Raw genomic sequence first — 24,919 nt, forward strand, 5'->3', positions numbered from 1 at the left:
CTGGCAGGTCCGCTATCCAGAAAGCAGCTCGACATGGCCTCCACCTCTATGCCTGCGACACCAGAGGACTTCACACTGCTGGATGCATGGTGGCGCGCCGCCAACTACCTGTCGGCAGGCCAGATCTATCTGATGGACAACCCCCTGCTGCGCGAGAAGCTTGCGCTGTCACACATCAAGCCGCGCCTGCTCGGACACTGGGGCACGACACCAGGCCTGAACTTCATCTATGCGCACATGAACCGCGCCATCAACGCGCGGGATCTCGATGCGATCTTCATCGCGGGCCCGGGGCATGGCGGACCGGGTGTGGTTGCCAACACCTACCTCGAAGGCACCTACAGCGAGGTGTATCCGTCCATCAGCCAGGACGCCGAAGGCCTGCGGCAGCTGTTCATGCAGTTTTCGTTTCCAGGCGGTATTCCAAGCCACGTCGCACCGGAAACGCCAGGCTCTATCCACGAGGGCGGCGAGTTAGGCTATTCGCTGCTGCACGCCTACGGCGCGGTGTTCGACAACCCTTCGCTGCTGGCCTGCTGCGTGATCGGTGACGGCGAGGCCGAGACCGGCGCGCTGGCGGCGAGCTGGCATTCCAACAAGTTCCTGAACCCCGCACGCGATGGCGCGGTGCTGCCGATCCTGCATCTGAACGGCTACAAGATCGCCGGCCCCACCGTGCTGGCACGCATCGGCGAAGAGGAGCTGACGCAGCTGCTGCGCGGCTATGGCCACGAGCCGTACTTTGTCGTGGGCGACGAGCCCATGGCGATGCATGCACAGATGGCCGCGGCGCTGGACACGGCGCTGGATCGCATCCGCGCCATCCAGGCCGGCGCCCGCAAGGATGGCTTCCACGCCAGGCCGCGCTGGCCTATGATCGTGCTGCGCTCCCCCAAGGGTTGGACCGGACCGCGCCAAGTGGACGGCCTGCCGGTCGAGGGCACCTTCCGCGCGCACCAGGTGCCGCTCACCGACTTCGTCGCCAAGCCGGACCACGTGGAACTGCTCGAGCAATGGCTGCGCAGCTACCGCCCCGAAGAACTGTTCGATGCGCATGGCGCGCTGCGCCCCGAGATCGCCGCCCTCGCACCCCAAGGCCGTCGCCGGATGAGCGCCAATCCGCATGCCAACGGCGGTTTGTTGCTGAAGGACTTGGCGATGCCTCCCTTTCGCGCGCATGCCGTGCCAGTGACGGCGCCGGGCGCGACCGACGCGCAGGCCACACGCGTCGCGGGCAATTTCCTGCGCGAAATCATGCGCGCCAGTGCGAAAGACAACAACTTCCGGGTCATGGGTCCGGACGAAACCGCATCGAACCGCCTGGGCGCGCTGTTCGATGTCACCGCTCGGACCACGACTGCCCAAGTGTGGCCCGGCGACGAGCACCTCTCGCCCGATGGCCGCGTGATGGAAGTGCTCAGCGAACATCTGTGCCAGGGCTGGCTCGAAGGCTATCTACTGACCGGACGGCACGGCTTCTTCTCCTGCTACGAAGCCTTCATCCACATCATCGATTCGATGTTCAACCAGCATGCCAAGTGGCTCAAGGTCGCGCGCGGCATTGGCTGGCGCCGGCCGATCGCTTCGCTGAACTACCTGCTGACCAGCCATGTCTGGCGGCAGGACCACAACGGCTTCAGCCATCAGGACCCGGGCTTTCTCGATCATGTGATCAACAAGAGGGCCGAGGTCGTGCGCGTGTATCTTCCACCGGACGCCAACACCCTGCTGTCGGTGGTCGACCACTGCCTGCGCAGTCGCGACTACGTAAACGTCATCGTGGCCGGCAAGCAACCCGCCCCGCAGTGGCTGGACATCGACGCCGCGACGCGCCACTGCACCACGGGCCTGGGCATCTGGGACTGGGCGAGCAACGACGAAGGCGAAACACCCGACGTGGTCATGGCCTGCGCCGGCGACGTGCCCACGCTGGAGACGATGGCGGCCGTGGACCTGCTGCGCCAGAAGGTGCCCGCGCTCAAGGTGCGGGTGGTGAACGTGGTCGACCTGATGGCGCTGCAATCGCCCAGCGCCCATCCGCACGGTCTTTCGGATGCAGATTTCGATGCGATCTTCACCACCGACAGGCCCGTGATCTTCGCGTTCCACGGCTACCCGGCGCTGGTCCATCGACTCATCTACAAGCGGCGCAACCATTCCAGCTTCCACGTGCACGGCTACTGCGAGGAAGGCACCACCACCACGCCCTTTGACATGACGGTACTCAACCGGTTGGACCGCTTTCACCTGGCCGCCGATGCCATCGCGCGCGTGCCGCGACTGTGCGACAGCACCGGTCATGTGCAGCAGCATCTGCGCGACAGGCTGTTGGAACACCGGGCCTACATCACGCGCCACGGCCAGGACATGCCGCAGATCGAGAACTGGCGCTGGACAGGGTAGCCCGCGACGGGGCGTCAGGGGGTGTCGCCGGCGAGGTGCGCGTGCTACGCTCATGAGGATCGGGATACTCAGGAACTTCGCGCTCTATTTCCTTGCCGGCGCATGAAACCCACCCCCCATATTGCGGCGCTCGACGACGAGAGCGACATCACGCTGCTGCTGGCCAACTACCTGCAGGGCCACGGTTTGCGCGTCACCCAGCTTCATGACGGCCCAAGCCTGATGACGCTGATGGACACCGATCCGCCAGACCTTGTCCTGCTCGATCTCGGCCTGCCGGGAGAGGACGGCTTCTCCATCGCGCGCCGCATCCGCGAGAGTTGGCACTGCGGCCTTGTCATCGTCACCGGCCGGGCTGATGCGGTGGACAAGGTGGTGGGCCTCGAGGTGGGTGCCGACGACTACGTGACCAAGCCTTTCGACCTTCGCGAGCTGGTGGCGCGCGTGAAGGCGGTACTGCGCCGGCTCACGCCCGATACACCGACCTCCCCGGCGCCCGCGCCAGCCGCTGTCGACAGGCTGCGCTTCGCCGGCTGGCAACTCGACAGCGCCACGCGCAGCCTCAGGAGCCCGCAGGGCGAACTCGTGCCGCTGACCGGCGGCGAGTTCGATCTGCTGCAAGCTTTTGCCCGGCATCCCGGCCGCGTGCTATCCCGCGACTTCCTGCTCGAACAGACACGCGGACGCGAAGCCGCGCCCTTCGATCGCACAATCGACGTGCAGGTCGGCCGGCTACGCAAGAAGATCGAGACGGATGCGGACGATCCACAGCTCATCAAATCGGTGCGTGGCGCGGGCTACATCCTGATCCCGCCGGTTTCCCATGGCTGACGCGGCGAACAACCTGCCCTTCCTGCCCGAGGCACCCATTGCGGGATTGCCATCGGGCATCGACGAAGGCAGCGTGTTCCGCTCGCTCTTCATCGCCTACCCCGATTCGCTGCTGCTGGTGGATCAGTCCGGCAGCATCATGCTCGCCAACCCTTCGGCAGCCATGCTGCTGGGCTATGCACAGGACGAGCTGGTGGGTCTGAATGTCGACGTGCTGGTGCCCGACAGCATCCGTCCACGCCATGCCTCCTATCGCGAGGCCTATGGCCACGCACCCCGCCCTCGCCCGATGGGCACGCAGATGGAGCTGGTGGCCAAGCGCAAGGACGGCAGCGAGGTCATGGTCGAGATCGCGCTCAGCCCGCTGCAAAACCACGGACTGCCCTTCGTCGTGGCCGCCATCCGCGACATCGGCGCCTACCCGCGCGTGAAGCAGGCGCTGCAGCGCGCTCGCTACAGCGAGCACCTGGCCCAGCTGGGGCGCCTGGCGGTCGACACGCGCGACCTGCAGGTGGTGCTCGAGCACGTGCCGGAGATCATCACCACGGCCTTGCAGGTCGAAGTCGCGATGGTATGGCTGCTCGACAGCAGCCGCCTCGAGTTCCGCGTGGCCAGCGGCGTTGGCCTGGTCGCGGGCGAGGAGATTGGCGCACGCATCGCCAACCGTCCCGACACCCCGCCGGGTTTCGTGCTCTCCCAGGGCCGACCAGTGGTGGTACCGGACTATCGCAGCGAGCACCGTTTTTCCGTGCCCCAGGCCTATCTCGACTCGGGCCTGGTCAGCGCACTGGCCGTGCCGCTGTCAGACCTGGGGCGCGTCATCGGCATGCTGTCGGTGCGATCGAAGGAATCCAAGCGCTTTGGCGACGAGGAAGTGCGCTTTCTCGAATCGCTGTCGAGCCTGCTTGCGACCAGCTTGCAGCGCGTGCAGACCGAGGAGGCGCTCAGCCATGCCCAGCGCCTCGAAAGCGTCGGCCAGTTGACGGGCGGCATCGCACACGATTTCAACAACCTGCTGACGGTCATCCAGGGCAACCTCCAGGTCCTGCAGGAGATGCCCGCGCTGGCGCAAGATAGCCATGCGCAGCAGCTGATGGGGGCCGCCACACGCGCCACGCGGCGCGGCGCTGAACTCACCGGAAAGCTGCTGGCATTTTCGCGCCGACAGATGCTGCAACCGATCGCCGTCGACACGCATGCGCTGCTGCACTCGCTGGCCGACATGTTGCGACGCACAATGGATCAACGCATCCGCATTGAGATCGACGCGGCGCCCGGCTGTCCGCCAGTGGTGGCAGACCCGGGGCAACTGGAATCCGCCTTGCTCAACATCGCGATCAATGCACGCGACGCCATGCCGGAAGGCGGCACGCTCGTCTTTCGCGTCGAGTTATGCGGCGCCTTGCCCCTGGCCCTACGCAGCCAGCGCAGCGACCCGGACAGCGATGCCGCTGCGCGCTTCGTCGCAATCTCCATCGCCGACAGCGGCACAGGCATGTCCGAGGACGTAAAGGAGCGCGCCTTCGAGCCCTTCTTCACAACCAAGCAGGTCGGTCGCGGCACCGGACTGGGCTTGAGCACGGTGTACGGCTTCGTCAATCAGTCCCGGGGCGCAGTGGCGATCGACAGCAGGATGGGGCTGGGCACCACGGTGACGCTCTATCTGCCGCAGCAGGAGGAAGCGGCCCCGCCGCCCGCCCTGGAAGCCCGTGCCGACGAAGCGATCCCGCCAGGGTTGCGCGTGATGCTGGTCGAGGACGACATGGAAGTCTGCAAAGTGGTCGAGACTTTCCTGACCACGCTGGGCTGCGATGTGGTCACTGCCGCCACAGCCGAGCAGGCGTTGTCGGCCCTGGATGCGGGCTTCGGGCCTTTCGACCTGTTGCTGAGCGACATCGCCCTCGGCCCCGGCATGCGCGGCACGCGGTTGGCCGCCCAGGTGCAGCAGCGGTTTCCGCACGTGGCAGTACTGCTGATGTCGGGGTTCTCCTCGGAGTTGCTCGATGCCGACCGCGAGGTGCCGCAAAGCTGGGAGTTGCTGCGCAAGCCTTACTCGCGCGCGGAACTGGCGCAAGCCATGGCGAAGGTTCTTGCCGGCAATGCCTGAACGGGCGACCGACCCCCTCTACTGGAGCATCGCGGGCGCCGGCGCCAGACAGCGCTGCACGAACGCCGATAACGCACTCACGTCCGGGATCTGCACATCGCGGCGCCCCTTGGCGGCGAAGCCGATAACGTTGTCGCGCGCCAGCCGCGAGAGCGCCCGACTCACACTCTCGAGCGTCATACCCAGATAGTTACCGATCTCGGCGCGCGTCATGCGCAGCGTGATCTCGTCGGTGCGCATGCCGCGCTCGGCCAGAGATTCGGCCCAATGGTGCAAGAAGTCGGCCACGCGCGCATCGGCCGGCAACGTGCACACGGACATCAGCGAGTCCCGGTCGTGCGCGATCTCGCGGCTCATGGCGCAATGCAGCAGTTGCAGCAGATCAGGGCATGTGGCGCTGGCCGCCAGCAACGCCTCATATGCCACCACCCAGATCTCGCCGGTATCCATGGCCACGGCGTCGCACGAATAGCGCGCGCCCGCAATGCCGTCGAAACCGAGCCAGTCACCGCGAAATTTCAGGCCCACCACCTGCTCGCGGCCGTCGGCCGAGAGGTTGACGATCTTGAAGAAACCCGAATTCAGGATGTAGAGGTTGCCGAAGCGCTCGCCCGCCTGGTAGACCGTGTCACCCCTGTGCACCACACGGCGCTGCGGATTGAGCTGTTCGCACAGTAGCCTCAATGTATCGGCGGCGTGCCGACCCGCGCACTCCCGGCCGATGGCGGGCCATGCCAATCCGGTCGGAACCGGTGCGCTTTTCGAGGGGTTGACGGTAGGGAGCATCTGGATTCCTTGGGGGTTGTCGCGTGCCGATGGGTGGATGCTAGGGAGCCCTCGGCAACGCAATGACAACGGCGGAAACCGGTCAGCAACGCTCGGTGAATGCCGTGTGTCCGACGTGTATCAACGGCATGCGGCGTGCAGCAAATCACACCTGTCTGCCCTGTGCTTTGACTTTCCTCAAGTCCGGGACCAGAGGGCGCCTTAGCCTTGTCAGGTCACACATCGACAATTCCCATGCCTCTTTCCGACAACACCTTCGAGGCCGCATCGCTGCTCTCGCCGCTGAAAGTGACGAGCCTGCTGGGTCGTGCGCGGCTGCTCCAGCGCGCCGCACTGGATGGGAGCACACCGAAGTTGCTGCGCGGTAAGAACCTGGGACTGTTGTGCGACACGCCGCCCGACGACGCGCAAGCGCTGTTTCGCAGCGCCGCCGAGGCACTGGGCGCGCGCGTGGCTGTCATGCGCCCGGGCCTCTCGCTGTTAAGCGCGCCGCAGGAAGTGCAGGACACCGCCCGCATGCTCGGTCGTCTCTACGAGGCCGTGGAATGCCAGGGTCTGGACCCCGAGCTCGTGCAGCGTATCGGCCAGCACGCCGGAATCCCGGTCTTCGACGGTGCCGCCACGAAAGATCACCCGACGCACCGTCTGGCCGAACTGCTCGGCGACACAACCGTACTGGCCGACAACCGGCGCTTCGTGCTTCAGGCGCTTCTGCTGGACGCCATCGCCTGAGTCCTCGGGATGCCTGGCACGCGCGCACTTGATCCAGCGCAATGCGCCGTAGCGCGCGGTTCCTACAGTGAATGCCACGGTCGCCACGGTTTTCATGCGACGACCGCCTTCCATTCATTCACTGCAAGGAATCTCCCATGAAGACCGATACCCAATTGCGCAACGACATCCAGGCCGAACTGAACTGGGCGCCCGACGTCAAGACTTCCGATATCGGCGTGATCGTCAAGGACGGCGTGGTCACCCTCACGGGCCATCTCGCCAGCCACGCCGAGAAGTACGCCGTCGAGCGCGCCGTGCAGCGCGTGCATGGCGTCAAGGCGCTGGCCATCGAGCTCACCGTGAAGCTGCCGTTCGACAACCAACGCACAGATGCCGACATCGCCCTTGCGGCCGAACGCGCGCTCCAATGGAGCGTGCTCGTGCCCGACGACAAGATCCGCCCGATGGTGGAGAAAGGCTGGCTCACGCTGAACGGTGAAGTCGAGTGGGAATACCAGCGCACCGCCGCCGAAGGCGCGGTGCGCGACCTGATGGGCGTGACCGGCGTGTCCAACCTGGTGAAGGTCAAGCCGAAAGTAACCCCCGCCGACGTCGAAAAGAAGATCCACGAAGCGCTGGCGCGCCAAGCCGAGCGCGAAGCCAACCGGCTCGCCATCACGGTCGACGGCTCGCAAGTCACGCTGCGCGGCACGGTCCATTCCTGGACCGAGCGCGATGCGGTGCAAGGCGCAGCATGGGCCACACCGGGCGTCTCGGTGGTGGTGAACGACCTGCTCGTTGACGCCTGAGCATGCGCGTCGCGCTGGTCACCGGCGGCAGCAGCGGCATCGGGGCCGCCACGGCCGAAGCCCTGCTCGCCGCAGGCTATCGTGTGGCGGCGAACTTCGCCGGCCGCCCCGAGGTCGCGCAATCCTTCACCGCGCGCACCGGCATCCCGACCTTCCGCTGGAACGTGGCGGACTACGGCGCGTGTCAGGCAGGCGTCGCAAGCGTGGAAGCCGCGCTCGGCCCCGTGGAGGTGTTGGTCAACAACGCCGGCATCACGCGCGACGCGATGCTGCACCGAATGAGCGCCGAACAATGGCGCGAAGTGCTGGACGTGAACCTGGGCGGCTGCTTCAACATGTGCCGCGCCACCATCGGCGGCATGCGCGAGCGGCGTTTCGGTCGCATCGTGAACATGGGCTCGGTCAACGGCTTGTCCGGTCAGGCTGGTCAGACGAACTACGCGGCGACGAAGGCCGGGCTGATCGGCCTCACCAAGGCGCTGGCGCTCGAGGGCGCCTCGCGCAACATCACGGCCAACGTGGTGGCGCCGGGCTACACCGACACCGCCATGGTGGACGCCGTGCCACCGGAAGCGATGGCGCGCATCCTGGCAGCCATTCCGGCCGGACGACTGGCCACGCCAGCCGAGATCGCGCGCGGTGTGCTGTTCCTGGTCGCTGACGAATCCGCATTCATCAACGGCATCACGCTGTCAATCAACGGCGGCAAGTACATGGCCTGATGCGGCGACGCTCGGGCCTCCTCTTCTAAGAGTCCTGACATGCCTGCGATCCCCGCGCCCTACGCCACCTTCGATCCTCACGCCCGAAGCGCGCCCTCCATGCGCGCCATGGTGCTCAATGCCGCTTTGCTGCCGCTGGAACTGGAGCGACGCAACATCCCGCAGCCCGGTCCAGGCGAGTTGCGCCTGCGCGTACTGGCCTGCGCAATCTGCCGCACCGACCTGCACATCGTCGACGGCGAACTACCGCTGCCCCTGTTGCCGATCGTGCCGGGACACGAGATCGTGGGCGTGGTGGAGGCGATCGGTGCAGGGGTGACGGGCCATCGCATCGGCGAGCGCGTCGGCGTCCCCTGGCTGGGCCACAGCTGCGGCTGCTGCAACTTCTGCCTGGAGGGTCGGGAAAACCTGTGCGATGCACCACGCTTCACCGGCTACCACCGTGATGGCGGCTTCGCCAGCCATGTGATCGCCGAGGCCGCGTTCTGCCTGCCGCTGGCCCTGCTCCATGCCGATGCAGACGCCGCGCGCATGGCGCCGCTGTTGTGCGCGGGCCTGATCGGCTGGCGCAGCCTGAAGGCGGCCGGTGACGACGCGCGCCGCCTGGGCCTGTACGGTTTCGGCGCAGCCGCGCATCTGATGGCGCAAGTCGCCCTCGCGCAAGGGCGTGAAGTCTTCGCGTTCACTCGCCCCGGCGACCTCGCCGAGCAGGCCTTCGCACGCAACCTGGGCGCCACCTGGGCCGGCGGCTCGCACGAGCGCCCGCCCGTGCTGCTGGACGCGGCCATCCTCTTTGCACCCGTGGGCGAGTTGGTGCCTGCCGCGTTACGCGTCGTTCGCAAGGGCGCCCGCGTGGTGTGCGGCGGCATCCACATGAGCGACATCCCGGCTTTTCCCTACCGCCTGCTGTGGCAGGAACGCAGCGTGGTTTCGGTGGCCAACCTCACGCGCGCCGATGCGAAGGAGTTTCTTTACTTCGCATCGACGCATCCGCTGCAGGTACACGTCAAGACGTACCCACTCATCCAGGCCAACGAGGCGCTCGCCGACCTGCGCGCGGGTCGCATCGAGGGCGCCGCGGTGCTGGTGCCCTGACAAGCCCGCGCACCAGGCCCGCCAGGCTTCAGAGTTCGCGCGATTCGCGGTAGTCGGGTACGGTGCACGGCCAGCCATGGCGCTCCTCTATGGCCAGGCGCAACGCATCGGCCGCCACCGGCTCCCCATGGGTCACGAACACCCGGCGCGGCGCGCGCTGGGCGTCGAGCCAGGTCAGCAACTCGTCGTGGTCGGCGTGGGCCGACAGGGTCTCAAGGTTCGCCACCTCCGCGCGCACCGGCACGTAGGCGCCGTGGATCTTGATCGCATCGACGCCGGCGACCATAGCCGCCCCGCGCGTGCCCGCAGCCTGATAACCCGCGAACAGGATGGTGTTCCTGGCGTCAGGCGCGTAGGCTTTCAGGTGATGCAGCACGCGTCCCCCGGTGGCCATGCCGCTGGCCGACACGATGATCGACGGATAGGCCAGCGTATTCAGCCGCCGGGATTCTTCGATCGTATTGACGATGATGGTCTGCCCCTGCATCTCGGCACACTGCTCGGCACTCAATCGGTGTTCGTCCAGGTGCTTGCGGTAGATGCGCGTGGCATCGGCCGCCATAGGGCTGTTCAGATACACCCGCATATCGGGAATGCGTCGCGCATTCTTGAGCAATTGGATGGCATGCAACAGCGTCTGGGCACGCCCCACGGCGAAGGCCGGGATCACCACAATGCCGCCGCGCGCGGCCGTGCGATTGATCACGCCCGCCAGCTCGGTGAGCGTGTCCGACGCCGGATGCCTGCGATTGCCGTAAGTCGATTCCACCACCACGTAGTCGGCCGCCTGGGCAACCTCTGGTGGGCGCATCAGAAGGTCATCACTGCGCCCCAGGTCACCCGAGAACAGGATGCTTGAGCCTTCCCAGCCGACACGCACGCTGGCAGCGCCCAAGATGTGGCCCGCCCGATGCAGTTGCCACGACCAACCGGGCCACGGGGCGCACTCCTGGCCGAACGGAACGACCTCGAAGCGCTTGAGGGCCGCACGTGCATCCTGCTCGGTGTACAGCGCCAATGCGGGCTTGTGCTTCGAGTGGCCATGGCGGTTGGCAAAGTCGGCGTCCTCTTCCTGCAGACGACCCGAGTCGGGCAGCAGCAGTTCGCAAAGCTCGCGGGTGGCCGAGGTGCAGTACACCTTTCCCTTGAAGCCCTGCTGCACCAGCCGCGGCACAAAGCCGCTGTGATCCATGTGCGCGTGCGTCAACAGCACGGCATCGATGTCCACGGTATCGACCGGCAGCGCATCCCAATTGCGCAGGCGCAGTTGCTTGAGCCCCTGGAACAGTCCGCAGTCGACCAGCAGTCGCCGGCCCTCATGCGTGAGCAGGTACTTCGAGCCGGTGACGGTGCCCGTGCCGCCGAGAAAATCGATGCGCATGGACGGCCTCAATGCGACATGAGCACGGGCAGTGTCATCGCCTGGAGGATCGACAGCGTGGCACCGCCCATCACCCATTCGCGCGCCCGGCTGTGACCATAGCAGCCCATCACCAGCAGGTCCGAACCGAGGTCTGCGGCCAAGGACAACAGCTTGTTGCCCACGTCGTCTGCCTCATCCCCACCGGGGTGCAGCGTGGTGTTCTGAATCCCCTGCATCCGCAGGTAGTCTTGCAGACGCTGCAACGATGCCTGCGCGTCCTCGCCATAGGCCACCGCATGCACGCTGGCAGCCTTGCACAGCCACGGCAGCGCGGCAGTCACGGCGCGCGCTGACTCGCGCGTTTCCTTCCACGCCAGCAGCACGTTGCGCCCAATCGGTCCAATCGGGCCCGCGTAGGGCAGCACGAGCGCCGGCCGGCCGCTTTGCACCAGCACGCTGGGCAGGAAATCGCCGGGCAGCTCCCCATCCATCGGGTCGTCCCTGTCACGCTGACCCAGGATCAGCAGATCGGCATAGAGTGCGCTCCTGGAAAATGCCCAGGGGCCGTCGGGTTCGCGCTCCGCCCAGTGAAGGCGCGTCGACCCAGCACTGTGGGTCATGAAGACCTGATACATCCTGTCGCGCGCCGTCTTGTCGACCTCTTGCATGACCGCAACCACCTCGGCCGCAGCCTCGATGGCGAATGGGTAAAGCATCAGCGCCGACAATGCGCACGGCTGGGCCGTGACCTGGGCATCGAAGGTCTGCGCGAGCTCGCGAGCCAGTTGGATCCGCTGGGCAGTTCGGGCTGAACTGTCAAGGTGAAGCAGGATGGATTTGGGGGTCTGCATGAGCGCTCCTTGCGACTGGCGAATGCGATGGCGCAACCTTAGGTCTTCATCCTTGACACGGCCTTGCGCTGTATCAACCGGCGGCCATTTGGAGCAAGGAGCCGCCGCCGCAGGGATCTTGATTTTTCTCAAGGTCCAGGCCTGGTCGGGCGCGCAGGATGATCCCCGACTCAATCCACGGTCATGGAGCGTCCAATGTCCTTCTTCTCACGCAATGTCGGAACCCTCGATCGCGCAGTGCGCATAAGCGCAGGCGTGCTGTTGATCGCCTTGGCTGCGATGGAATCCATCGGCGCCTGGGGATATCTTGGCGTGGTCCCTCTGGTGACCGGCGTGTTTGGCAACTGCCCGGCGTATTCCCTTCTGGGGTTCAGTACCTGTGCTCCTCGCACACACTGAATTCAGGATGCACTCGCGTCGTCCCAGCACACAAAAACGCATGTCTGCCGGTGCATGGTGGTTCCTGGCGCTGTGCGTCGCACTGTGCGCCATCGCGTTGTGGTTCGGCTTCCGGGCGTTCATCTCCTTGATCACGCTGGATTAAGAGCCCGGTCATTGGCTCTCATCGATCTTCCGAAGATTTCCCACCGAACTCACACGACACATACCGGAGACTTTCTCATGTTCAAGCGCATCCTGGTTGCGACCGATGGCTCCGCACTCTCTCAGAAGGCGGTCGCAGCTGCGATTGCACTTGCAGCGGACCACGACGCCGATCTGGTGGCACTCAACGTTGTGCCTCGCTACCCTCGAAGCTACTTTGAAGGCTCCGTGCGCTTCTCCGCCGAAGAGATCGGTCGCGTGGAAAAGCAATGGGCCGACAATGCGCAAGCAATGCTCGAAAAGGTCAGCGCGCTCGCCGGGAAGAGCGGCGTACGCGCCCGAACGATCACGGTCAACTCGGATCTCGTCGGCGAGTCGATCCTCACCGCCGCGAGGAAGCACAAGAATGACTTGATCGTGATGGCCTCGCACGGGCGAAAAGGCATCAAGCGCATCCTCCTGGGAAGCGAGACACAGCACGTGCTTGCGCACTCCACATTGCCTGTCCTGGTGCTTCGATAGAACCACCCCGATTTGCAACGATCGCCTCCTGGCCGATGAGCAGGCTTGGGCGGCACAAGTTTCGAGTCGAAGTGAAAGCGCTGGCGCAGGGTGCGATTGGCGGCCTGTGGCGTGCCATGGTCTGCCCGCATCTTTTACCTCGTTGCTCCCAAATGTGACCCGCAGCACATCGCGTGCGCGGACTCACGCGTTCTTTGAGTTCGAAAGGCCGAATCTCGACAGTGCAACGCACAGGGCACGCATGCGCCAGTGACAGTCAATTCGATGCACTTGCTGGCGGCGGGCGCAGCGGCAGATTCAGCCTGCCCGTCGCCCTGTCCGCCCGCTCCCGGCACAGCACCCCTGCGATGTCTCCCAACATTGGCCCAACCTTCCTCGCGAGGTGATCGTGGGCAAGTCCACCCATACCGTCGGGTTGGCGATGGCCTCTCCAGTCCCGCCCCTGCTCAACCGTATCTGGAGCAGCGCAGCACTTTCCTCCAAACGCCGAGCGATGGGGGTGATCCCGCGCGCGCTGTGCGCCCCCATCGCGATGAGTGCTAGCCCGCCGCCGCTGTACGGTGCGCAGGGCAATACAGCAAAGGAGAGCTATTGCCGCAGACAGCTCAAGCAGACTTGTCGCGTATTCGTTGAAGTTCGACGCGGCCCGACGGTGTGATGCGCAACACGACCCCCGGCAGATCGAAGGCCTCGCTCTCTTGCGGAAGGATCGCCTCAACGAGGCCGGCCGAAGTGAGCACCGCCACATTGCGGATGCCTAGCGGATCGGTCACCGTCAAGGGGAGCTGCTCCTTTTCAATCCGCCGCAGGAAGTCCATCGGCATGGCGTTCTCTTTCTTTTTCCAACCGAGAAAGTTTAGGCCGAACGACTGCCAGCGACCCGGAAAATTCCCCCAAAAAACCAAGCAGATTTCCTCCCGGAAGCCGCGCCGATCTTTCGCTTGTCGACACGGCCTGGCGACGGTCCCCGCTCGGGGCATGCGACAGCACGCGGGGCTGCATCGGCGCCTCGCCGTCCACCAGTGGTGAACCCAACACCTTACCTCTGCGTGCTCGTCGAACCGGTGCTGCCTTTCGCCTGTTCTTCTGCGCGCCCGCTGTCAGCGCTGGCACGATGGCCTCGGGGGCCACTCGTTCGATACCGATCACACGCACACGACGCGTCGAGGTGTGCGGTATTCGATGCCGATGTGAATTACTTTAGAAATGAATGATGCAGGGCATAAATCAGATGAAGGCCCGATACGGCCTTTGCAGAACAGGCCCCGTCGATGGGGTCGCCCCATTCAAGCCGATTTTGTACAAAGGCTGGTCGCCGCCTGTGTGCTGGTGCGGGCGCCCCAGGACACGCCGAAGCCGGCGATCGGCTCCCCCGGCCTGGCGATGAGATATCCCGTTCGGGGGAGCAACCGGAAAGCGGCCACCCATCCCTGCCCACCGTTCTTAAGCAAAAACAAATGTGACAAGGGAATCATGGCGATCGTTGCGGCAATAGCCGGCCTCGACACAGATTCATCACAGAGGTCATTCATGCAACGTCCGGATGCTCCGAGGAACAACGCTTGCGTCGAGCCCCAACCCTGCGACTCGGAAAAGAAGTGCGAACGCGCGTTCAGCATCAGCAATTTCTGCGTCGTCGCGGTCATGCTGACCATCGCGTTGGGGGCCGTGGTCATCGAATGTGCCTTCTACAAGGCCTTCGATGACAACAGGTTCGACTTCGAACGCTCGGCCTTGCCGACAGTTCTGTATCTACCAGGCCTGCAGACGCCGCCGAAGAACGTGACCACGCGCCCGGCCCGCCCGGACGTCGCCCGATGAAAGGGCCATGGCGTCACCACCAAGCTCACCGTATTGCTCGCATCGCTTGGCTGCGCGCCGCAGTGCGCGGGCAATCGGTGGCAAGTGTTGCGGCGGACACTCCACGGGCCTTGGCTGCTGCTGCGGCATGAGCGGCCTCTACCCAGCGCCCTGCGCTACCGGGCTGTCCAACTTCCTCCGGTGCCTGCTCGGCGCGATCGCGGCGGGTTGGGCAATGCGCAAGGCATTGGTGCCACGACTGCAGCCGGATCTGTGTACGGCACCGCCGCCTGGTCCGCACCGTCCGCATAATGGCGACAACCCTTGGGCCTCACCCCTCCAAATTCAGAGCTGACCGTCTCATGCGCCTCCTGATCGTTGAAGACGACACCTTGCTCGGCGATGCATTGGCCGCGGGCCTGCGGCAACTCGGCCACGCGGTCGACTGGTTCGGAGACGGCGCCAAAGCGGATGCCGCCCTGGCGACCGCGCCGTTCGACGCGGTCGTGCTCGACCTCGGCCTGCCCGGCGGCGACGGGATGGTCTGGCTGCGCCGCTGGCGAGAACGTGGCTTGAGATGCCCGCTGCTCGTGCTGACTGCCCGCGACGGCGTTGATCAGCGTATCGAAGGCCTCGACGCGGGTGCTGACGACTACCTGGTCAAACCCATCACCATCGACGAACTCGCAGCGCGCTTGCGCGCGCTGGTGCGCCGCACTGCGGGGCAGGCGCAAGCGGTCTGGCAGCACGGCGCCCTCGAATACGACCCGGCCAACAAGCTCGTGCGCTGGAAGGGACAGCAGGTCGACCTCACTGGCCGCGAACTCGCGCTGCTCGAAGCCCTGCTCGGCGAATCGCAACGCGTGCTGTCCAAGGCATACCTGCAGGAAAAGCTCTACGACTGGAGCGGCGCCGAGCCGGAGAGCAACTCGTTGGAGGTGCACATTCACCATCTGCGCCGCAAGATCGATCCGAGCATCGTGCGCACCGTGCGGGGCGTGGGCTACGCCATCGGCTCCGGCGAGACCGGCCCATGAGCCTTCAGCGGCGACTTCTTCTCTATCTGCTGGTCTGCGCGCCCCTGGTGTGGGGTGTGGCGCTCTACTTCTCGATCAGCCGGGCGCGCCACGAGGTCAACGAGATGTTCGACACCGAGCTGATCCGGCTCGCGCGCCAGGTACAGTCCACGCTGAGCCCGGCCTACCCAGGCACGAGCGCCGTGCTGCCGCCCGAGCCGCGCGAGGGCGACAAGGACGCTGGCGACGCGGACGTGCGCGATCTCGCCGTGGCGGTATGGAACACCCAAGGCCAACTGATGCTTGCAGACCGCGAGGGTGTGCCACTGAAATACCTTCCGCAGACAAGCGGATTCGTAGAGGAAGAAATCGGCGGCCGGATCTGGCGTGTGTACTACCTGCAGTCCTCAGACGGCCATTGGCTGGTTGCCGCCGGACAGGACGCCTACGAACGCGACGAGCTCGTGTACGGGCTGACCGTCACGCAGGTCGTGCCCTGGTTGCTGGTGCTGCCGTTCCTGCTCGCGGTGATGGCTTGGGCGGTGCGCCGTGCGCTTTCGCCGATGCGTCAGCTCACCAAGGAGCTGCGCTCTCGCGATGCCTCCGACCTCCAGCCGGTGCCCGATGAGCGCGCGCCGGCCGAGCTCAAACCCCTGCTGGGCGCGATGAACGGCCTGTTCGCTCGCATCGAGGAGCTTCTGGTGCGCGAACGCCGCTTCACCGCCGACGCTGCGCATGAGCTGCGCACCCCGCTGGCCGTGCTGCGTGCCCAATGGGACGTCGTGCGCGGCGCCACCAGCGCGGCCGAACGCGAGCAGGCCGAGCAGAAGCTGAGCACCGGCCTGGACCGGATGGCACGGCTCGTGACACAGATGCTGTCTCTCTCTCGCGTCGAATCAGGCGTGACGCCCGCGATGAAGACCGAGATCGACTGGCCCACCATCGTCGAACACGCCATGAGCGACTGCCTCGCCCTCGCGGAACGCAGGCACATCGAACTCGCGTGCGAATGGCCGCTGCGCGGCCAGCATCCGATGCCCCTGTTCGGCGACGAGCATCTGCTCACCGTACTGCTGCGCAATCTACTGGACAACGCCGTGCGCTACGCACCCGCCGGCAGCGGCGTGCTGCTGCGCATCGGACGTGAGCAACTAGAACTCGAGAATGAAGGTCCGCCCCTGCCTGCCGAGCAGCTGGCACGCATGGGCGAGCGTTTCTACCGGCCGGATGGCCAGACCGAACTCGGCAGTGGGCTGGGCATTTCGATCGTGCGTCGCATCGCCCAGCTGCATGGCCTGGAGGTGGTGTTCGGCGCGGGAGCGGACGGCAAGGGTGTCAAGGTGGTCCTGCAATTCGACTCGGCGCACCGCTGAACACCCCGGCGGCCTACTTCGCCTTGGCTTTTTCCAGCAACACGCGGGCCTCCTCGCGCCGCCCCGCATCGGCGACCTGGCGCCCGGTGCGCGCAGGCGCCTGGATCGCGCGTTCGAGGTACACCACAGCCTGCTCCGGCTGCTTGGCCTCGACCAGGTATTCGCCGTAGAAGAAGTTCGGATCGATGCCCTTGGGATTGAGCGCGAGCGCCTTGTGCAGCAGCTCCTTCGCCTTGGCCTTGTCGCCGAAGCCCACGGGCCAACCGGGCACCTTGTAGTAGAGGACGCCCAGGCTGTTGTAGGCCGAGCCATCGAGCGCGTCGCCATTGATCGCAATGGCCGATTCGTAAAGCGCCTTGGCCTGCTTCACCAGGCCTAGCGCGCCCAGACCGCCCTTCTCGCCCGCCCACGAGCTGACGATGATTCCTTCCCACACCAGCGGCTCGGCGCGCCCCGGCTGGCTTTCGCTGATCTTGCGGGCCTTCGCCGCAAGCGCCTCGAAGCGCCTCTCGCGCTCGGCCGCAGGTGTCTGGTAGCGGATCACTTCCCAGTCGTGCTGCAACTCGGCGACGGCATCTTCCACGGCGGCAGCGCGCACGATCTGCGGCGACAGCGCGGCAATCGATGCGGCGGTGAACATGCCGAGCAGCCATCGGCGGCGCATGCCTGGGCGAAGCGTGCTGGACGAAGCAGGCGTAAGGGTCAAGGTCATTTGTCTTCCTTTGAATTTCACAGGGTGTTGTCCATGAGCGAATGAGAGTCGGTGGTGGGGCCTTCGCGCTCGTCGCCGCAGTCCAGCGCGAGTTGTGCCGGTTGGGCGACAGGCGGCAGACTGCGCCGGTGCTTAGCAAAGGCGCCATCCAGCAGCGTCGGGGCCAAGCCATTGAGGCGAACGGCCAGCATTTCGGGAAATCCGAGGAAGCACTCGGCTTTGCCGCTCTCGAGCATCCGCAGCAACGCCCGAGCCGCGACATCGGGCGCATCCATTGCCGTGCCCGTGGCCTGGTTGTAGCTTTCGACCGCACCACTGTTGAAGCCGGTGCGCGTGCTACGTGGGCCCAGGTACTGCACGCGGATGCCGGTGTCGCCGAGCTCACGGCGCAACGACTCGGCAAAGCCCCGCAGGCCGAACTTGCTCGCGCTGTAGACGCTGAAGCCCGGCAGGCCGAGCCGCCCGAGCACAGAGCCGATGAAGATGATCTGCGCCTGCGGCAATTGGCGCAGGTGTGGCAGCAGGGTCTGTGTCAACAACATGGGCACGAAAAGGTTCAGATGCAGTACCTGCGCCATTTCGTTGGCATCCAGGGATTCGATGCGCCCGAAGCCCGGCACGCCCGCGTTGTGCACCAGTACGTTGCAGCCCCATCCCGTCGCCACCTCTGCGATGCCGCTGAGGCTGGAGACACGCGCAAGGTCGGCGGCATACCACTCCACGCGCTGGCGCTCAACCCCGCAATCGCGCACAAGGGCGCGGGCTTGGGCCGCAAGCCGCGCTGGCGAGCGGCCGACGAGCATCACCGACGCGCCGGCCTTCACCAGCATCCTGACGGCGACATCGCCGATGCCCCCGCCCGCCCCCGTGAACAGCACGCGACTGGCCTCGATCTTCATGCAGTGGCTCCTGCAGCAGTTGCCGCGCCGGTTCGGGCGTCCGCATTCGGCAAGGGCAGGCTGCGGAACACATCGCCATAGAGACGGAAGAAGGCACGCGCGGCGTGAACGATGTCGTTCTGATCCTGTGGGTCCTCGATCTGGTCCATCAGCAGCGCAAAATGCGCCGTGTGCTCTTGGTCGAGCGTGCCATGGGAGCGCAGATAGCTGAAGGCGGCGTCGGGCAATTGCAGCGGCTTCTGGATCTGGTCGGCCGCCATCAGCGCGAGCGAGACGCTCGTGCCCTCCAGCACATGCACCATGCCGAAGAAACCCAGCGGATTTCTCCGCGCGATGGTGTCGTAGGCATAGGCCACCATCACCTCCGTGGCATGCCCTGACGAGCCCTTGCGCACCGCATCTGCATCGCCGCCGCAGGCGCGGATGTCGTCGAGGATCCATTCGTCGTGGCCCTGTTCTTCCTCGATGTACTCGTCCAACGGACCTTGCAGCCAAAGATTGCGCTCCTGCAGTGCCGCCTTGCAGGCATGCAGCAGCGGCACCGTGTGGCGCACGTGGTAGTAGGCCTCGCGCAGAAAGGCCAGATAGCTGGGCAGCGAGACCTCGCCGCGCAGGCAGCCCTGGATGATGGGCGTACCCAGCAGCCCCATTCGGGCATCGTTGGTCTGCGAAAGAAGTCGTGTGTGAAAGCTCATGGAAACTCCGAATCGTTGGATGAAGTCGCCGTCATGCCCAAGGCATCGGCGTGAAGCTGCAGGACGGCCGCCCGACGGGGCCGCCCGTTGACAGTGGCCAGGCCGGCCTCGACCGAGAACGGGGCACGCGCGCGCACCCAGCGCTGCACGCGCGCGTAGTCGGGAAGCGCCGCATTGGCCGTGTCGACCGCGGCCTGCAGGGCCGCGTCGCTCGCATCGGGGCATAGCGACCAGAGCACGGCGCTCAACGCAGGCTGGGCATCTCCGAAGACCACAGCCTGCACGATCGAGCTTTCGCTGCGCAGCGCGGTCTCCACCCACTCGGGCGAGACATTGCGCCCGAAGGTGGAGATGAGCAGGTGCTTCTTGCGTCCGTCGATGTGCAGAAAACCGTCGTCATCGATGTGGCCGAGGTCGCCCGTGGCCCACCATATCGGCACCACAGCATCGCTACCGAGATAGCCGCCGAAAAGGCTGCCGGTCACCTCGATCTCGCCGTCGCCTGCGATGCGCAGTTGCGCATGCGGCAGCGCGCGGCCAGCCGTGCCGGGGTGGTCGCTCCCCGGCAGGTTGAGCGTCTGCACCGAAGCGCCTTCAGACAATCCGTAGCCTTCGTATGCTGGGATGCCAAGCGCGCGGGCGCTGTGGATCAGCTTCACCCCCACCGCCGCGCCACCGACCGCAACCAGCCGCAGTGAGGCGGGTGCACGCTGGCCGCTGTGTGCCAGGTAGCCCGTCCAGGCGCGCAGCATCTGCGGCAGCAAGATGATGCTGTTGGGCTGCTGCGCGACCACCGTCTCATGGAAGCGAGCTGCATCGAAGCTCGACGAACCGCTCAGCCCAAGGTTTTGCAGCGGCAGCGTGACGCAGGTCGCCCCCCTCAGAAGCGGCGCCATGACACCGGCGATGTTCTCGAGCAGCACGGCAAAAGGCAAGGCGCACAGATGACGACGGATGTCCAACGGCTCCATCGCCTGCACCAGGGCCTGTGCTACCCGCAGCATCGCGGCTTCAGCAAGGCACACGCCCTTGGGCGAACCGGTGGTCCCCGAAGTGAAGGTGACCTTCGTCGTTGCGGTCGGCATCAGCACTGCACGCGCGGGCAAGTGCAGCATGACCAGCGGCTGGGAGGCGACCGTGATTTCGGCGGCCGGCACTTGCGGCCAGCGCGCGGCGAGTGCAGGCAGCGTTAGCACGGTGTCCACTCCTGCAGCGCCCAGCGCGTGGGCGACTTGCTCAGGCGTGAAGAATGCGGGCAGCGGTACATGCACCAGTCCCGCGTGCAATGCCGCGCGATCGGCGACCACCCAGGCCGGCGCGTTGTCCATCAGGGTCGCAATGACACGAGAGCCTTGGCTGCGCAGTCGTTGCACCAACAGATCGGTCTCGCGGTCAATCTCGGCAAAGGTCCAGCGACGCCGGCCTTCGTCCAGTGCCACGGCGGCGGAATCGATGCCCCCGCTCATTGGTCGGCCTTCGGCACGCCGGCGCGGCGCGCCATATAGCTTCGCAACGCACGTCGCAGATGCGCGGCAAGGACGACGGGTTGATGCTCGTAGTAGCTCCCCCAATGTGCAGCCTCTTCGCCCAGCAAGCCAGGATCGGCCACCCCCAGCGACAACGGCGCCACGCCCAGGCGCACCAGCATCGGCCGCAGTTCTTTCGTCACCGTACCGACCACCCAGTCAAAACCTTCCGCGACAAGGTGCGGGCCAAGCAACTGGATGAGGCGTCGGCCTTCGCCGCCGTAATTCGCGGCCAAATGGCCCACCTCGACGATGCGCCTGCGGGCCGGACGTGCATCGGCGCCCGCCGCGAGCATGACTTCTACCGGCGCGGGAAGATAGCGCTCGAGGAACAGCGTTTGCTGCGCGGCGCTCCTGTAGCCGGCAGCGGCAAGCAGCTCGCCGTTTTCGCGCAGTCCCACCAGCGTCGGCGCGAAATGAGGCACCTTCGCACCGTAGCGGCGCGCGTAGACTTCGCTGATAAGTGCTTCCACCTCACCCCGGCGCGCATCACCGATGCCGTGCATCGTAAGTTCGAGTGGGGGCGCTGTGGGAGCACCGGCGAGCGATGAGCCCGCGCTATCGCGTGATGGGGATGACATGAACATGCACTTTCCTCGGATTGCCCGCGGAATGCAGGCGGCCTCAAGGATGTGGATGGTCAGCGCCGCCGCTTAACGCCAGATTAAGAACTTGCAGGCTTCCCCGACCTGACGTCGGGAACGCGAAGGCTGAAAATCGTGCACAAGCCAAGATGCCAGTGAGCGAGGCTGACAATCACCGCCAGTCAAGATGGCGGTATGGAACTGAAGGATTGTTCGAGGTTGTCTGAGCACCCCCTTCCGTTGCGTCTCTGACATACCGGTATGGCTCCAAGGTGCGGGTTGTGCGGGACCGCAACTTGCCAATAGACCATCGCCGAAAACCGTCCCTGCGCGCAGCGCGCCGAGGCGCACTCACGCCTACGAGCACCTGCCGCAGTGATCTCGGCCCACAAGTCCAGCCATGGCACAAGACGGTGTCCACGCAGAGAGAGCGCGAAGCGGCTGGCGCCACAGCCCGTGAGACATGCAGGCCATCAACGACATCGGCCAGGGCGCCGAGCAGATGCGCCTGGCCGTCCGCCACGCAGGATTGGGCACCGCCCGCCACGTGCTCGGCTCCAACTACGTCAACTACATGCGCGACCCGTGGGGTTCGTTCGCCGAGTACTCCGCCGACATCGATTCCGTGCCCGCCGGCGACTCTCCGCCGGTAGATTCGCGGCATGCGTGGGGACCGGATGTGCCGGAGGACTTCATTCGCAACTCGGAGGCCTGAAAGGCGCACGCCGCTGGTGGCGCACCGCGACCGCGCTCAGCGGCGCCAGCACCGTGTACGGCCAGCGTCCACCCGCTCCTGCACCACCACGCCCAAGATTTCGATGGGCGCTTTCGTCGCCCGCGACGGGGTCTGTCGTCGGCGCGTACTTCCACACGCTGAGTGGCAGCTATGCAGCGTTACCTGCCGGTCACCAGTGCCCGCTTCCTTGCTTTCTGGCAGCTTAATTGCATAAGTTGGCTTGCGACATGAAGACCAATCGCGCTCAACCCGCCGGTGCTGGTAGGTGCTGCAAATCGCTTACACGCGACCCGAAGATCACCCATGCCTGCACGACGAACCCAGCAAGAGCCAACACGAGGCATGCCGATTTAGCCCATGTGGCACCCACAAACCCACCCAGCACAGCGTCGAACCCACCGTGCGCCCATATTGGGGGCGTTGACGAAAGGGAAATTGAAGTACGCAAAGCCCTCGAAGTCGGCACAACGTGCTTGAGCAGCGCCTCATCACCGGGGTGCACGTCCCTGGTTTTCTTGACTCGATGCATGACGCAGTAACGTGCCAACCTATGGCTGATGGCCTCGACGCTCTGTTGCGAAATACCCCAGCGCCAGCACAGGTAGCGCGAACCCGATCCACGATGCCAGTCCCCATCCCCCTTGCGCATAGGCCCAGCCACCCAGCGCCGAGCCGATGGCACCGCCGATAAAGAAGGTAGTCATGTACAGCCCATTGAGCCGTGCGCGAAACTCAGCGCCCAGCCCAAAGATGGCGCGCTGACCCAATGTCATGTTGGCCGCTACTCCGAAGTCCAGCACGATAGCGGCTGCGACCAACAGACCCAGCGCCCAAGCTGAACCCGGCGCCGCGACGTGAGTCATCAGAAAACTAACCGCTACTGCGAGCATGGCCAGTCCCGTGGCCGGACGACTCCAACCTCGGTCTGCCATCCGACCGGCAATGGGCGCAGCAATGGCACCGGCGACACCAGCCAGCGCGAACAGGGCAATTCCGCCTTGCGAGAGCCGGAACTCGGGGCCGGCCAGCAACAGGGGCGTCGTTGTCCAGAACAGGCTGAAGGCAGCGAATAGGCCCGCGTGATAGAGCGCGCGTCTACGCAACACGGGCGTGGTGCGGGCCAACTGGACCATGGACGCCAGCAACGCGCCATATCGCAGCTGTCCAGCTGGTTTGCGCGGCGGCAGCGTCCAAGCCAACACCACGGCTAGCAGCAGCATGGCCGCGGCCGAGATAAAGAACACCATATGCCATGAAGAGATCTGGGCAATGAAACTCGACACCGGCCGTGCCGACATGATGCCCAGCATCAAGCCGCTCATCACGTTGCCCACCACGCGCCCGCGCACCGCCTCCGGCGCCAGATGCGCGGCGTAGGGCACCAGCACCTGCACCGCTACGGTACCCACACCAATGCACAAAGCCGAAATCAGGAATGGGAGCGGATGACTGGACAACCCGGCACCGGCCAGCGCCAGCGCGGCAATGCCCAGCAGGATCAGCGTCAACCGACGGTTCTCGACCAGATCGCCCAATGGCACGATCAGCAGCAGGCCAAGGCCGTAGCCAATCTGGGTCAAGGTCACGATCAGACCGGTCGCTTCGGCAGAGAGCCCGAGCGCCGCACTGATCGGCCCAGCCAGCGGCTGCGCATAGTAGATGTTAGCCGCCGTCAGGCCGCAGGCGGCGGCCAGCAGCAATGCCAACCACGGCGAAACTGCTTTGTGTTCAGTACCGCCAACGGTCAGGGATGCGGGAGTAGTCATCAGGGTCCTCAAATAAGGGAATAGAAATGTCCAAAATAGGCAAAAAAAATCAATCGAGTAATTTCAACGCGGCATCGGCCACGGCTTGCATGTCTTTCTTGCTACGACCGGCCTTGCCGACTACGCGCATACCTTGGAGCAGACACAGCATCAGACGCGCCGTCGTTTGGTCATCGATCGAAGCGGCAATCGAGCCGTCGGCTTGTCCTTGGCGTATCAACCCACCCAGTAGTGCTTCGCTTCTTTCCAGTGAACCGGTCACCCGCTGGGCGATTTCGGTGTCGAAGGTAGCCAGTTCGGCCGCACCGCTGATCACCAGGCATCCACGCCGCCCTTCGGCACCATGAGATGACGCCGCAAAGAAATCTATGGCGTGTCGCAGTTGTTCGCGACCGTTTTGGCCTTTGTCGATGGCGGCTCTAAGCTGAGCATCACGCACGGCCTTATAGCGATCAAACGCGGCCAGGAACACCGCGCGCTTGTCCTTAAACGCCTTGTAGACGCTGCCCGAGGCGAGTTCCATCGCAGTGGTCAGGTCGGCGATGGAAGTAGCGTGATAACCGCGCTCGCAGAACACGCGTACGGCTTTGTCCAGCGCTTCGTCCATGTCGAATTCACGTGGGCGGCCTCGACTTCTGGATACCTGTGCTGCGCTTGTGAGGACGGAATGCATAGCCTCATTATAGAGAACAGATATTCCCTAAATCAAGGAAATTTAACCAACAACCTGTCGCCAGCAGTGACCGGTCTGGAGCAAGCAGATCGAAAAATTGTATGACGGCAGTCAGTCTGAAACAGACATAGGCGTCGCCGCATTACCCAAGTCTTAGCTGGCAAGCTCGACTCCTGCACCGCGGCGGTATTGGCAAATCGCACAGGGCATCGAGGTGCTCGATACGGAACGCTCACTCACCGACGTGCTGCGTGGCGCGCTCGAAGACGATGTCCTCAACGCCGATCGCATGCCACGTTCGAAGAATTGATCGCGCAGTCGTCCCTGTTGCGCGGCGGCCGGCGTGGGCACTGCACTTTCCTACTGACACTGTTGCCAGTGGCCATGCCGTGG

General features: G+C 65.1%; 24 protein-coding genes. 13 read left to right on the forward strand and 11 right to left on the reverse strand.

Annotated features, from left to right (window positions below; translation table 11 throughout):
- The first annotated feature begins 33 nt into the window (after nt 1–33).
- The 3 genes from IG196_RS17255 (at nt 34) to IG196_RS17265 (ending at nt 5,341) form a co-directional block, all read left to right on the forward strand.
- Entirely contained in the window at nt 34–2,403 is a 2,370-nt protein-coding gene (locus IG196_RS17255; protein WP_192192094.1) for a phosphoketolase, read from the forward strand.
- 102 nt (nt 2,404–2,505) lie between these two features.
- Nucleotides 2,506–3,234: a winged helix-turn-helix domain-containing protein gene (locus IG196_RS17260; RefSeq protein ID WP_192192095.1), complete on the forward strand. Its 729-nt coding sequence runs from the start codon at nt 2,506–2,508 to the stop codon at nt 3,232–3,234.
- On the forward strand, nt 3,227–5,341 hold the full coding sequence (locus IG196_RS17265; RefSeq protein WP_192192096.1) for a PAS domain S-box protein: 2,115 nt from the start codon (nt 3,227–3,229) through the stop codon (nt 5,339–5,341). Before IG196_RS17260 ends, IG196_RS17265 begins: the two co-directional genes overlap by 8 nt.
- Before the next feature lie 18 nt (nt 5,342–5,359).
- On the opposite strand, the gene IG196_RS17270 is transcribed toward IG196_RS17265, so the two are convergent.
- Nucleotides 5,360–6,127: a Crp/Fnr family transcriptional regulator gene (locus IG196_RS17270; protein ID WP_192192097.1), complete on the reverse strand. Its 768-nt coding sequence runs from the start codon at nt 6,125–6,127 to the stop codon at nt 5,360–5,362.
- Nucleotides 6,128–6,361: 234 nt separating this feature from the next.
- Here IG196_RS17270 and IG196_RS17275 point away from each other — a divergent pair, with 234 nt between their 5' ends.
- The 4 genes from IG196_RS17275 (at nt 6,362) to IG196_RS17290 (ending at nt 9,467) form a co-directional block, all read left to right on the forward strand.
- On the forward strand, nt 6,362–6,859 hold the full coding sequence (locus tag IG196_RS17275) for an ornithine carbamoyltransferase (protein WP_192192098.1): 498 nt from the start codon (nt 6,362–6,364) through the stop codon (nt 6,857–6,859).
- Between the two features lie 137 nt (nt 6,860–6,996).
- Complete coding sequence (locus IG196_RS17280; protein ID WP_192192099.1) at nt 6,997–7,650, forward strand: BON domain-containing protein; 654 nt, start codon at nt 6,997–6,999, stop codon at nt 7,648–7,650.
- 2 nt (nt 7,651–7,652) lie between these two features.
- A complete protein-coding gene (phbB, locus tag IG196_RS17285) occupies nt 7,653–8,372 on the forward strand; it encodes an acetoacetyl-CoA reductase (RefSeq protein ID WP_192192100.1) in 720 nt (239 codons plus the stop codon).
- A gap of 99 nt (nt 8,373–8,471) precedes the next feature.
- Nucleotides 8,472–9,467 carry a zinc-dependent alcohol dehydrogenase family protein gene (locus tag IG196_RS17290; protein WP_192197053.1) on the forward strand — a complete coding sequence of 332 codons (996 nt, stop codon included), beginning with the start codon at nt 8,472–8,474 and terminating at the stop codon, nt 9,465–9,467.
- Between the two features lie 28 nt (nt 9,468–9,495).
- Here IG196_RS17290 and IG196_RS17295 read toward each other — a convergent pair whose 3' ends face one another.
- The gene (locus IG196_RS17295; RefSeq protein ID WP_192192101.1) at nt 9,496–10,848 is read right to left on the reverse strand and encodes an MBL fold metallo-hydrolase; all 1,353 of its coding nucleotides are present in this window, start codon (nt 10,846–10,848) and stop codon (nt 9,496–9,498) included.
- Between the two features lie 8 nt (nt 10,849–10,856).
- Nucleotides 10,857–11,681, reverse strand: a complete 825-nt coding sequence (locus tag IG196_RS17300) for a universal stress protein (protein ID WP_192192102.1) — start codon at nt 11,679–11,681, stop codon at nt 10,857–10,859.
- 195 nt (nt 11,682–11,876) lie between these two features.
- On the opposite strand from IG196_RS17300, the gene IG196_RS17305 reads away from it, so the two are divergent.
- Together IG196_RS17305 and IG196_RS17310 are read left to right on the forward strand one after the other, a co-directional pair.
- On the forward strand, nt 11,877–12,080 hold the full coding sequence (locus tag IG196_RS17305; RefSeq protein WP_192192103.1) for a DUF2892 domain-containing protein: 204 nt from the start codon (nt 11,877–11,879) through the stop codon (nt 12,078–12,080).
- A gap of 222 nt (nt 12,081–12,302) precedes the next feature.
- On the forward strand, nt 12,303–12,746 hold the full coding sequence (locus IG196_RS17310; protein WP_192192104.1) for a universal stress protein: 444 nt from the start codon (nt 12,303–12,305) through the stop codon (nt 12,744–12,746).
- 605 nt (nt 12,747–13,351) lie between these two features.
- Here IG196_RS17310 and IG196_RS17315 read toward each other — a convergent pair.
- Nucleotides 13,352–13,570 carry a hypothetical protein gene (locus IG196_RS17315; RefSeq protein WP_192192105.1) on the reverse strand — a complete coding sequence of 73 codons (219 nt, stop codon included), beginning with the start codon at nt 13,568–13,570 and terminating at the stop codon, nt 13,352–13,354.
- A gap of 706 nt (nt 13,571–14,276) precedes the next feature.
- Between IG196_RS17315 and IG196_RS17320 the strand changes: the two genes are divergently transcribed.
- From IG196_RS17320 to IG196_RS17330, 3 genes are all read left to right on the forward strand, one after another.
- Complete coding sequence (locus IG196_RS17320; RefSeq protein WP_192192106.1) at nt 14,277–14,567, forward strand: hypothetical protein; 291 nt, start codon at nt 14,277–14,279, stop codon at nt 14,565–14,567.
- A 341-nt stretch (nt 14,568–14,908) separates the two neighbouring features.
- Nucleotides 14,909–15,583, forward strand: coding sequence for a response regulator (locus IG196_RS17325; protein WP_192192107.1), 675 nt, complete (start codon nt 14,909–14,911; stop codon nt 15,581–15,583).
- Entirely contained in the window at nt 15,580–16,935 is a 1,356-nt protein-coding gene (locus tag IG196_RS17330; protein WP_192192108.1) for an ATP-binding protein, read from the forward strand. The genes IG196_RS17325 and IG196_RS17330 overlap by 4 nt, the downstream gene beginning before the upstream one ends.
- Before the next feature lie 13 nt (nt 16,936–16,948).
- Here the strand turns inward: IG196_RS17330 and IG196_RS17335 are convergent, their stop codons facing one another.
- The 5 genes from IG196_RS17335 to IG196_RS17355 all read right to left on the reverse strand — a co-directional run bounded on the left by IG196_RS17335 (nt 16,949) and on the right by IG196_RS17355 (nt 21,273).
- The gene (locus tag IG196_RS17335; protein ID WP_225617083.1) at nt 16,949–17,575 is read right to left on the reverse strand and encodes a hypothetical protein; all 627 of its coding nucleotides are present in this window, start codon (nt 17,573–17,575) and stop codon (nt 16,949–16,951) included.
- Nucleotides 17,576–17,664: 89 nt separating this feature from the next.
- The gene (locus IG196_RS17340; RefSeq protein WP_192192109.1) at nt 17,665–18,546 is read right to left on the reverse strand and encodes an SDR family oxidoreductase; all 882 of its coding nucleotides are present in this window, start codon (nt 18,544–18,546) and stop codon (nt 17,665–17,667) included.
- On the reverse strand, nt 18,543–19,241 hold the full coding sequence (locus IG196_RS17345; protein WP_192192110.1) for a TenA family transcriptional regulator: 699 nt from the start codon (nt 19,239–19,241) through the stop codon (nt 18,543–18,545). Before IG196_RS17345 ends, IG196_RS17340 begins: the two co-directional genes overlap by 4 nt.
- Nucleotides 19,238–20,707 carry an AMP-binding protein gene (locus IG196_RS17350; RefSeq protein WP_192192111.1) on the reverse strand — a complete coding sequence of 490 codons (1,470 nt, stop codon included), beginning with the start codon at nt 20,705–20,707 and terminating at the stop codon, nt 19,238–19,240. Before IG196_RS17350 ends, IG196_RS17345 begins: the two co-directional genes overlap by 4 nt.
- Nucleotides 20,704–21,273 carry a thermostable hemolysin gene (locus IG196_RS17355; protein WP_225616698.1) on the reverse strand — a complete coding sequence of 190 codons (570 nt, stop codon included), beginning with the start codon at nt 21,271–21,273 and terminating at the stop codon, nt 20,704–20,706. Before IG196_RS17355 ends, IG196_RS17350 begins: the two co-directional genes overlap by 4 nt.
- 541 nt (nt 21,274–21,814) lie before the next feature.
- Between IG196_RS17355 and IG196_RS17360 the strand changes: the two genes are divergently transcribed.
- Complete coding sequence (locus IG196_RS17360) at nt 21,815–22,066, forward strand: hypothetical protein (RefSeq protein ID WP_192192112.1); 252 nt, start codon at nt 21,815–21,817, stop codon at nt 22,064–22,066.
- 569 nt (nt 22,067–22,635) lie between these two features.
- On the opposite strand, the gene IG196_RS17365 is transcribed toward IG196_RS17360, so the two are convergent.
- A complete protein-coding gene (locus IG196_RS17365; protein WP_192192113.1) occupies nt 22,636–23,853 on the reverse strand; it encodes an MFS transporter in 1,218 nt (405 codons plus the stop codon).
- 49 nt (nt 23,854–23,902) lie between these two features.
- Nucleotides 23,903–24,460, reverse strand: coding sequence for a TetR/AcrR family transcriptional regulator (locus tag IG196_RS17370; RefSeq protein ID WP_192192114.1), 558 nt, complete (start codon nt 24,458–24,460; stop codon nt 23,903–23,905).
- Nucleotides 24,461–24,919 lie beyond the last annotated feature (459 nt).

This window comes from Variovorax sp. 38R (assembly GCF_014843395.1).
GTDB lineage: Bacteria > Pseudomonadota > Gammaproteobacteria > Burkholderiales > Burkholderiaceae_C > Variovorax > Variovorax paradoxus_H.